Genomic DNA, 10,102 nt, shown 5'->3' on the forward strand with positions numbered 1-10,102 from the left:
GACCGGCGGAGGTCCGTCCGGGGTTGTCCGAGCGGCTGTCCGAAACACCCCTGGCACGTGTCGACTTCCCCGGGTGCCGGTCCCCGACACCATCGGCTCCCGCGGGCGCGGGGGTTGGATCACGGTGTGCGAGCGGTCGGGGTGCGGCGACGTCGCGGTCGACGTCGGCGTGCCGGGCCTGCCGAACACCTGATGGATCATCAAATCCTGGTGACGGGACGGTGAATCGTGGTGGGCGAGTTTGGCCGAGATGGGCTCTACCCCTTGGCGACGGAACCCCGCAGTGCTTCAATGTGACTCGTCCTAGTTAGGAAACTTTCCTAACAAAGGATTCCAGCCGGCACGCCAAGCCCCCCGAACATGGCCGTCATCGGCCGGAACGGAGACGCACGTGCACGCTCAACTCGGACGCAGCCGCAAGCGCCTGACCCTGCTTGTGGCCACCGGCCTGCTGATCGCCGTACCCGGGCCGCTGGCCCACGCGGCGACCACCGGCGCGGCATCGTCGGGTTCGACCGCCTCGGCCACGGCCGCCGCGCGCGTCGACCTGGACGACCCGCACAAGAAGGACATCGCGATGCAACTGGTGTCCAGCGCGGAGAACTCCTCTCTGGATTGGAAGGCGCAGTACAAGTACATCGAGGACATCGACGACGGCCGCGGTTACACGGCCGGCATCATCGGCTTCTGTTCCGGCACGGGCGACATGCTCGACCTGGTCGAGCTGTACACCGCGCGCAAACCCAACAACGTGCTGGCCAAGTTCCTGCCCGCGCTGCGCAAGGTCAACGGCTCGGACTCGCATTCCGGGCTGGGCAGTTCCTTCGAGAAGGCCTGGGCCACCGCCGCGGGCGACCCCGACTTCCGCAAGGCGCAGGACGACGAACGGGACCGGGTGTACTTCAACCCGGCGGTCAACCGCGGCAAGTCGGACGGCCTGGGCGCGCTGGGCCAGTTCATGTACTACGACGCCATCGTCATGCACGGCGACGGTGGCGACCGGGACAGCTTCAGCTCGATCCGCGCCAACGCCCTGAAGAAGGCCAAGCCGCCGGCCCAGGGCGGCAACGAGACCACCTACCTCAACGCCTTCCTCGACGCCCGCAAGGTCGCCATGAAGCACGAGGACGCGCACAGCGACACCAGCCGGGTCGACACCGAACAGCGCGTCTTCCTCAAGGCCGGCAACCTCGACCTCAACCCGCCCCTGAACTGGAAGGTCTACGGGGACAGCTACTCGATCAAGAGCTGACCCCGACCCGCGGCGGTCCCGGATCCCCCCGATCCGGGACCCCCGCCCTTCCCATGCACCGCAAGGCCGCCGCCCTCCCGCGGCGGCCTTCCGCACGCCCGAGGCTCGTCCACGCGGTGGCCGCATACCGCGCCAAGCGCACAACCATTGGGTTGTCGATGACGCTCGGCCACCACCACCGGTGCGCCGACCGAGCCCCGCCACCTCCTCGGGCGAGTCGCGCCGGGATACGGGTCCGCCGGTGGTGGATGGGGCGTGTGAAGATGGGCCGGTGACGGATGTGGGTTGGGATGCGGCTTTGGTGGGGCGGGGCGAGGAGGTTGCTCGGCTCGAGGAGGCGCTGGGGCGTGGGCGGGCCGGCGATCCCTGTGCCCTGCTCGTGGCCGGGGACGCCGGTGTGGGCAAGACGCGGTTGTTGGCGGAGGCGGCGGCTCGGGCGTCCGGAGCCGGGATGACCGTGTTGACCGGGCACTGCGTGGACCTCGGCGACGTCGGGCTGCCCTATCTGCCGTTCGTCGAGGTGCTGCGGCGGTTGGAGGCCGACGAGCGCCATGCCGACGTGCTGGCCGCGCATCCGGCCGTGGAGCGACTGCTGCGGGCCGGCGGGGGCAAGGAGCACGCCGGCGAGATGCCGGACTCCGGGGTGCGGCTGCGGCTCCTGGAGGACGTCGCCGGGCTGCTCGGGGACCTGGCCGAGCAGGCGCCGGTGTTGTTGGTGATCGAGGACGTGCACTGGGCCGACCAGTCCACCCGCGACCTGCTGCGCTTCCTGCTCAGCCGACTCCTGCCGCAACGTCCGGGGGCGGCCGGCTACCAGCGGCTGACCGTACTCGTGTCCTACCGCTCCGACGACCTGCACCGCCGCCACCCGCTGCGCCCGCTGCTCGCCGAACTGGTGCGCCTGCCGTCCGTCGGGCGACTGGACCTGCGGCCGATGGGCGACGACGACGTGGCCCGCCTCGTCCGGGGCCTGGCCGCCGACCCGCTGCCCGAGGACACCGTCCGGGCCATCGTCGAGCGCGCCGAGGGCAACGCCTTCTACGCACAGGAACTGCGGGCCGCCACCGACGACATCGACGGCGGTGTGCCCAGCGGCCTGGCCGAGGTGCTGCTCACCCGGATCGAGCAGATGTCGAGCGTGGCCCAACGGGTGCTCCGGACCGCGGCCGTGGCCGGGCGCCGGGTCGAGCACGGACTGCTCCGGGACGCCGTCGAGCTGCCCGACGACGAGTTGGAGACCGCGCTGCGCGAGGCCGTCGGGCGCCACCTGCTGGTCGCCGACGAGGGCGATACGTACGCCTTCCGGCACGCGCTGACCCGCGAGGCGGCGTACGAGGACCTGCTTCCGGGCGAGCGGGTCCGGATCCACGCCGTGTTCGCCCGGCTGCTCGGCGAGCCGGGACGGCGGTCGGGCAGTGCGGCCGAGCGCGCCCACCACTACCGCGCCGGTCACGACCTGCCCGGCGCGCTCACCGCCTCCGTCGAGGCCGCCGATTCCGCCGCCCGGATGGGCGCGCCGGCGGAGGAGATGCGCCGCCTCGAAGCGGCCCTCGAGGTGTGGGACGCGGTGCCGAATGCCCGCGAGCTGGTGGACAGCGACGACGTGACGCTGATGATGCGCGCCTCGGCCGCCGCCGTGCGGGCCGGCGAGGCGCATCGGGCCGTCGCGTTCGCGCGCAGCGCGCTGGACCGGGTCGGCGAAAACGCCGACGTCGACCTCGCCGTCACCGTGCGCTACACGCTCGCCTCCAGCCTGATGAACGTGGACAACCTCCACGCCGCGTTCGAGTACAGCAGCCAGGCGCTCGCGATGATCCCCGCCGACCCGCCCTCGCGCACGTGGTTGTGGGCGGCGGCCACCCACATCCAGGCCGCCTACTACCTCAACGACGACGAGACCGCGCGTCGACTGGGCCACCAACTACTGGCCGCGGCAGAGGAGTTGGGCACCGACGATGCGCTCGCCGATGCGATCATCTCGCTGACCGGGCTGGAATGGGGCAGCCGCCAGGCCATGGAGGGACGCGAACGGCTGAGCCAGGCACGCGACTTGGCGCACAAGTCGGGGAACACCGCGATCGAGTTGCGGGCGCTGTTCAACCTGGCCATGGGCAGCTTCGAGTCCGGTCGACTCGCGGAGAGCCTGGGCTGGCTGGACGAGGGCCTGGAACTGGCCCGCCGCACCACCAGATCCACCTCGCCCTACCCGCTGGACATGCAGTATCTGCGAGCCCAACTCCTGTACACCCTCGGCCGCTGGGACGAGGCGCTCGAAGTGGTGCCCGAGACGGTGCCGTCCGCGTTTCGGCACGTCGCGGAGGCGGCGCTGTACGTCCCGCTGGGTCGGGGCGAGCCGGGCGTCGCGGAGCGGGCCCGCGCCCTGTTCGAGGAGCGCCCGTTCAACTGGATCAGCACCCTGATCGGCAGCCTGGTGCTCACCGACGAGGCGGCCTGGCGCGGCGATTCCACGGCGGCGGCCGAGTGGGCGCGGCGCGCGCTCGACGCGTTGTCCGAGGACCGCAACCCCTACCCCGACGCGGGCATCCGGATCTCCGCCCTGGCCCTGTCCGCGATCGGCGACACCGCGACCGAGCTGCGGGCGGCGGGGGACAGCGAGGCGGCGGCCCGGGAGGTGGCGCGGGCGGAGCCGTTCATCGAGCGGGCCCGCACCACGATGTCCTGGCCCAATCGGCGCTTCCCGCGCACCGGACCCGAGAGCGTCGCCTGGTTGTCGCGCGCCGAGGCCGAGTGGTCGCGGGTGCGCGGCGAGGTCGACGTCGCGCTGTGGGAGAAGACCGCCGAGGCGTACGGCTACGGCAACGTGTTCGAGCAGGCGCGCAGCGAACTGCGGCTGGCCCAGGCCCTGGTGGCCGCCGACCGGCGGGAGGAGGCGACCGCCCTGGCGCAGCGGGTGCGGGAGACCGCGGAGCGGCTGGGGGCGGTACCGCTGCGCGACGCGGTGGACGCCATGGTGCGGCGCGGGCGACTGGCCGGTGCGGCGGCGGCGTCGGCCGACGAGGTGACGCTGACGGCGCGCGAGCGTGAGGTGTTGGAGCTGCTGGCGCGTGGGCTGAGCAATCGGCAGATCGGCGAGGAGCTGTACATCAGCGCCAAGACCGCGAGTGTGCACGTGTCCAACATCATGGCCAAGGTCGGCGCCTCCCGCCGCACGGAGGCGGTCGCCCTGGCGCGGCGCAGCGGGTTGATCCCCGACTAGGGGCCGGCCCGCCCGGCGGCGTGTCGGCGGTGGATGCCCGGTTGCGGGCTTTGCGGGACGGTCCGGGCGCCCCTCCGGCCACCCGTGCGCTCCCTTTGGTACCCGTAGTGTGCCGCCGCCACGGGCATACCCCACTTGTCGGCCGGGAGGGGTTCGGGATGGCGGGGCATGTGCCACCGGAGTTGGGCGAGTTCGACGAGTTGGGCGAGGGCTACGACACGCCCTTCGACGGGGAGGCGGCGAACGCGGGACTGGGTCGTATGGTCACCCGGTTGCCGGTCGCGTTGGCGCAGGTGTGGCGCCTGGCGTGGGCGGCCAGTGGGCGTGCGGCGGTGGTGTTGGTATGCGCCCAGGCCGCCGCCGGGGTGGCCACCGCACTGGCCCTGTTGGCCACGTCGCGGGCGTTGTCGGCGCTGTTCGCCTCGGGGCCGGCGGCGGACCGGGTCGGCGACGCGGTGCCGGCGGTGATCGCGGTGGTGGTCGCGACCTCGGCCCGCGCCGGCTTGGAGACGGTGGTGCAGGCGACCCAGGCCCGCCTGTCGCCGGGGATCCGTCGGGTCGCCGAGGAGCGCCTGCACGCGGCGGCGGTCGGCGCCGAGTTGGCCGCGTTCGACGACGCCGACTGGCACGACGCGCTCGCCCGGGCGCGCGACCGCGGCATCGACCACGCCCAACTGGCCCTCGCGCACGCGGTCGAACTGCTCGGCGCCCTGGTCGGTTTGCTGGTCGGCATCGGCGTGGTGACCGGGCTGCACCCGGTACTGCTGCCGCTGTTGGCGCTGTCGATCGCGCCGCAGGGGTGGGCGGCGCTGCGCTCGGCCCGGATCGGGTTCGAGGGCATGGTCCAGCGCATGACGCTGTATCGGCGTCTGTGGTTGTTCGCCGATCTGCTCACCGCCCGGGAGGCGGCGGCGGAGGTGCGGGCCGGGACCGCCGAGGAGGCGCTGTTGACCGAATTCCGGCGCCTGGCCCGGCTGGTCGAGCAGGCCGAGGTGCGGGTGGGCTATGCCCAGGTGCGGGTGGGCGTGGTCGGGCGCACGTTGTCCGGCCTGGCGTTGGGGGCCACCTATGTGGCTCTCGGACTGCTGGTCCGCGCCGAGATCGTGCCGCTCGCGGTGGCCGGTACGGCGGTGTTGGCGGTGCGTACCGCGAGCGGTTCGCTGGCCACGCTGATGGTGGCGGTGGACCGGCTCTACGAGAAGTCCCTGTACATCACCGACTATCACGCCTTCCTGGCCGAGGCGGCCGGCCGGGCCCGGCCGCCGGCGGTCGGCGAGGTGCCGGACGGGTTCGCCGAAATCCGGTTACGGGACGTCTACTTCGCGTATCCCGGCAGCGCCGGCCCGGCGCTGCGCGGGGTCGATCTGGTGATCCGCCGGGGCGAGACGGTGGCCCTGGTCGGGGAGAACGGGTCCGGCAAGACCACGCTCGCCCTGCTGTTGGCCGCGCTGCATCGGCCGGACAAGGGCACCGTGCACTGGGACGGCACCGATCTGGCCATGGTCGACCCGGTGGGGGTTCGCGAACAGGTGGCGCTGGTGATGCAGCAGCCCACCCGGTGGCCGCTGACGGCGCGCGGCAACATCGTGCTCGGGCGCGCCGATCGGCCGGACGCGGACGGGACCGCGCTGACCCGGGCGGCCCGGGACGCGGACGCGGACGGCCTGATCTCGCGACTCCCGTACGGCTACGACACGTTGTTGTCCAAGAAGTTCCGCGCCGGGGTGGACCTGTCCGGCGGCCAGTGGCAGCGGATCGGGATCGCGCGCGGCTTCTACCGGGACGCCCGCCTGCTGATCGCCGACGAGCCCACCGCGGCCCTGGACGCCCGCGCGGAGCACGCGGTCTACGCCAACATCCGCCGGCTCGCGGCCGGTCGTACGGTGGTGCTGATCAGCCACCGGTTGGCGTCGGTTCGAGAGTGCGACCGGATCGTCGTGTTGCGCGCCGGCGAGGTGGTCGAGCACGGCACCCACGAAGAATTGATGCGCGAGAACGGCGAATACGCCGACCTGTACCGCATCCAGGCATCGGCCTACGTGGATTGACCGACCGGGGCAACGCCCTTACCACCAATCAGAGTTCGTCCAGAAGCAGCAGTGACGGCGGGCGCTCCGCGCTCGTCGGGTGCATGCGCAGGAGTTGGTGCAGGGCGCCTGCGCTGCCCGGGAGCAGGGATGCCGTGGTGGTGTGCCGGGTGGACGTGGTGTGCGGGCCGTAGGTTTCGAGCCCGGTCAGCAGGAGCGCGTCGAGGTGGGCCCGGGTCGGGGCCTGTGGCAGGTGGGAGCGAAGCTGTTCGGGGGCGCCGCGCAGGAGGGTGTCCAGGAGCTCCCACGAGCCCAGGTCGCCGTGGCACAGCGTGTAGTCCCAGCCGAAGCCGGTGCGCCAGGTTGCGGCGGCCGCGCGCAGGGCCCGGTCGAGGTGTTCGGGGGCGCCGGTGCGCCCGTACAGGTCCCAACCGGCCAGGCCGATGCCGGTGCTGCCGTGGCACCAGGAGTCGAGGAACAGGACCTCGCCCCGCTGCCGGCCGTCCAGCCAGCTGCGCACCTTCGGGTCGTACAGGGACTCCTGGAACGCCCAGGCCAGGTCGGCGAGTTCGAACCACTCCGGCTGGTTCGCGGCAAGTCCGAGTCGGGTCAGCGCCCAGGCGATGCCCGCGGCGCCGTGCGCGAAGCCGCCGATGCCGTCGGGAAAGAGTACGGTCGGCCAGCGAGCGGTGCGTCGGCCGAGGGCGTCCTCCTCGACGACGGCGCGTCGCCCGAGCAGTTCCGCGGCGGATTCGGCGACGTCGCGCCAACGGCGGTCACCGGTACGGTCGGTCAGGGCGAGCATCGGCACGATCAGCCCGGCGGCGCCGCCGGCGAGGTCGAGGATGGTGTCCTCGGCCAACAGGCCCGGTGCGCGCTCGGCGTGCCGGATCGCCCGTTCCAGGTCGGTCGGTCGGCCCGACGCGGTGTGCAGGGCCAGCCAGGTCCGGACCGCCGCGCCGATCCCGTCGAACGCGCCGACCCGGGTGGTGGGTACCGCGTCCTCCATCGCCGCCAGTGCCCGGATCGCCCCCTCGGTCAGCGCCGGCAGCCCGTCCACGGCCGGTACCCGGCCCGCGCGGGACTCGGTCAGATACGCCCGCAGGGCCAGTGCGACGCCGGCCTGTCCGCTGTACAGGTCGGCGGCGAACGGGCGTACGTTGAAGCCGCTGTCGGTGTACACCGGCCCGATCCAGGTGGCCGTCCCGTCCGCGCCGACGACGGCCCGGGCGCACAGGTCGCGCGCGGATTCGGCGGCGAGGGCACGCCGGCGTTCCTCCCGCCGGTCGGGTCGTACCGTCACCTCGCGGTGTCGTTCCCCCTCGGGCATCGCGCTGCGGTCGCGGTAGACGCCGAGCAGCGAGGAGCGGATCATCACCTCCTCGAACTCCGGGTCCCCGGCCCGCCAGCGGGCGACGCTCTCGTCGACCAGGTGTGCGGGATCGCCCCATTCGGTACCGCGCGGTCCGGTCATCCGCCCCCGCTCGGGCCGGACGCCGAAGAACGGGATGTCGCCGTCGAGGAGATCGGCGACTTCGGCGCCGACCACCTCCGGCGTGTCGGGGGCGCCGTGCAGCGCTTTCGCCTGGCGGATCAGTACATCCCGCGCGCGCTCGACGGCCGGGCCCTCGTCGTGCAGCGATGCGGGATGCCAGAGCATCCGGGCGATCTCGACGTAGACCTGGGTGGGGCGCAACACCACCCGCAGCTCGCATCCGGCGAACACGTCGAGCATGGGCCGCAGTCGTCCGGCCGCGTCGAGTGCGTCCAGGCGGGCGCGCAGGTCGCGGTAGCCGTGCACGATGTCGTCCTGGTGGGCGAGCGGATCGGCGTCGGGGGCGGGCAGGTTGGCCGATCCGGCCACGTCGGCGGGCTCCATCGTGAGCCGGGCCAGATCGGTGCCGGCGCCACTGATCACCGGTACCGGGACGCGCGGTTGCTGGTCGGGGAGGGCGCCGACGGCGGACATGTCCACGCCCTGCAGAGCGAGTTGGCCCAGGCGCATCGGCAACAGGCCGGTGCGCAGCACGGTGCGCCGGACGGAGGCGGCGGCGGTGTCGAAGGCGTCGCCGAGTCCGCTTGCGCCGACCCGGGGTTCGGGGCTGAACAGCGTCTCGCAGTCCACCACCCACGGGACCGGGCCGCAGGCGATCACGTTCTCCGAGTGCAGGTCGGTGCCGCCGAGGAGTTGTACGACGCACATCCACTCGCCGAGGCCGCGGTAGAAGCGGGACTGTTCGGCGGCGTCGGCGCAGTAGCGGTGTTCGACGTGTGCCGCCCAGCCGTAGTCCGTGCCGAGCAACACCCGCGGGACCGCGATGCGTTCCTCGCGCGGGATGTGGGCCAGGAGGGTGTCGACGGTGGTGGCGAGGGCGACGTCGACCGCGAGCGCGCGGGGTTTGTACACCGCGCGGCCGGCTTCGAAGCGGAGCAGGGCCACGGTACGGCCGCCGCGGTGCGAGTCGCCCGCGTCCGTGCCGATCTCGACGAGTTCGCCGGGGCGCGTGCCGAGCAGGTCGGTCAGCCGGTCGCGATCGGCGGCGATGCGGCGGGCCAGGGTGAGCAGGGCCGTGCACCGATTGCGGATCACCCGGTCCAGGCGCGGTGCGAAGGCCGGGTAGTCGCCGTCGAGTTCGCTCCAAAACGCGGGCTCGGCGGCGCGTTCGAGGAATTCCTGCCAGCGTTGCTCGCTGGTCGCGCGGGTGAGCCGACCGGACATCCGGGCGGCGTGCAGTTCCAGCAGGAGCAGCCGGTTGGCCTTGGGGCGCACGGTGTCCAACAGGCCGCGTCGGGCGGCGCGCAGCAGGATTTCCCGCTCGGTGGTGGACAGCGGGTCCGGCACGGCGCGCAGTCGGCGCCGGAAGCGGTTCAGGGCGGGGCCGATCAGCGGCTCGAACGCGGTGTCGAACTCACCCGCGTCGTCGTAGCTCACCACGGGACGCGGCCGGACCAAAATCGCCATCTGCGGATCGCCACCCCATCGAGACGGACCCGCCGCCCGACGCCGATCGCACGTGCGATCGGCGCCGAACGGCGAGCCGGAGAGCTTCGGTCAACAACAGGCGCGGGTGCGCGACCACGAACAGGCGGTGCCACAGCTGATCGCCGCGACGTCGATCTCGGTGAGGCCCTGTTCCGTGGCGGATCCGCCGATGTAGAGCGAACCGGCGGGGTTCTCCACGCCGTCGGCCGTTTCGGCGCCGGAGCGCCAGGCGTCGACGACGGTGTTCCGCGTGGCATTCGATGCGGTACGCATGACGATACCTTTCCGCCGATGTCGATGATTACCGGCGAGTACACCGGGTTCAACGATCATCGACCCTGGGTGAGGGAAGTGCGGCAGGCACACGTTAGCGCCCGAATGTCGTCCGCGACAGACTTCCGCGCAACGAGGCGAATTCTCCGCTCCCGGGCCGGAATCGAGTGGTTCGCACGTGGCCCGACGGGCAGCCGGGGGTGGTCGATGCGCCCTCCCGGCGCTGCGACCGGCCGGTTTTCCACCTTGAACGTGGTCCGGGATTCGGAACGGCTCTTGTCATTGGTCTAGTCCATTGACAGTCTTGGGCGCGTCGCCGACGGTCATCGCTCCATGGCTCGTCGGTGGTT

5 protein-coding genes are annotated in these 10,102 nt (G+C 72.5%); 3 read left to right on the plus strand and 2 right to left on the minus strand.

Annotated features, from left to right (window positions below; all coding sequences use genetic code 11):
• Positions 1-436: 436 nt before the first annotated feature.
• The 3 genes from ACMXN5_RS41580 to ACMXN5_RS41590 all read left to right on the plus strand — a co-directional run bounded on the left by ACMXN5_RS41580 (position 437) and on the right by ACMXN5_RS41590 (position 6,517).
• Entirely contained in the window at positions 437-1,252 is an 816-nt protein-coding gene (locus ACMXN5_RS41580; RefSeq protein ID WP_395800557.1) for a chitosanase, read from the plus strand.
• A gap of 280 nt (positions 1,253-1,532) precedes the next feature.
• Entirely contained in the window at positions 1,533-4,469 is a 2,937-nt protein-coding gene (locus tag ACMXN5_RS41585; RefSeq protein ID WP_439681396.1) for a helix-turn-helix transcriptional regulator, read from the plus strand.
• 158 nt (positions 4,470-4,627) lie between these two features.
• Positions 4,628-6,517 carry an ABC transporter ATP-binding protein gene (locus ACMXN5_RS41590; protein WP_395800537.1) on the plus strand — a complete coding sequence of 630 codons (1,890 nt, stop codon included), beginning with the start codon at positions 4,628-4,630 and terminating at the stop codon, positions 6,515-6,517.
• Between the two features lie 28 nt (positions 6,518-6,545).
• On the opposite strand, the gene ACMXN5_RS41595 is transcribed toward ACMXN5_RS41590, so the two are convergent.
• Positions 6,546-9,458, minus strand: a complete 2,913-nt coding sequence (locus ACMXN5_RS41595; protein WP_439680063.1) for a type 2 lanthipeptide synthetase LanM family protein — start codon at positions 9,456-9,458, stop codon at positions 6,546-6,548.
• Between the two features lie 90 nt (positions 9,459-9,548).
• Positions 9,549-9,752, minus strand: a complete 204-nt coding sequence (locus ACMXN5_RS41600; RefSeq protein ID WP_380007174.1) for a DUF6229 family protein — start codon at positions 9,750-9,752, stop codon at positions 9,549-9,551.
• Positions 9,753-10,102: the final 350 nt, after the last annotated feature.

The sequence above is a fragment of the Embleya australiensis genome, from assembly GCF_051903075.1.
GTDB lineage: Bacteria > Actinomycetota > Actinomycetes > Streptomycetales > Streptomycetaceae > Embleya.

What these genes read in the sequence shown, in the direction of transcription:
- ACMXN5_RS41590 (WP_395800537.1), top strand. Translation starts at nt 4,628, where the DNA reads ATGGCGGGGCATGTGCCACCGGAGTTGGGCGAGTTCGACGAGTTGGGC.
- ACMXN5_RS41595 (WP_439680063.1), bottom strand. Translation starts at nt 9,458, where the DNA reads ATGGCGATTTTGGTCCGGCCGCGTCCCGTGGTGAGCTACGACGACGCG.
- ACMXN5_RS41600 (WP_380007174.1), bottom strand. Translation starts at nt 9,752, where the DNA reads ATGCGTACCGCATCGAATGCCACGCGGAACACCGTCGTCGACGCCTGG.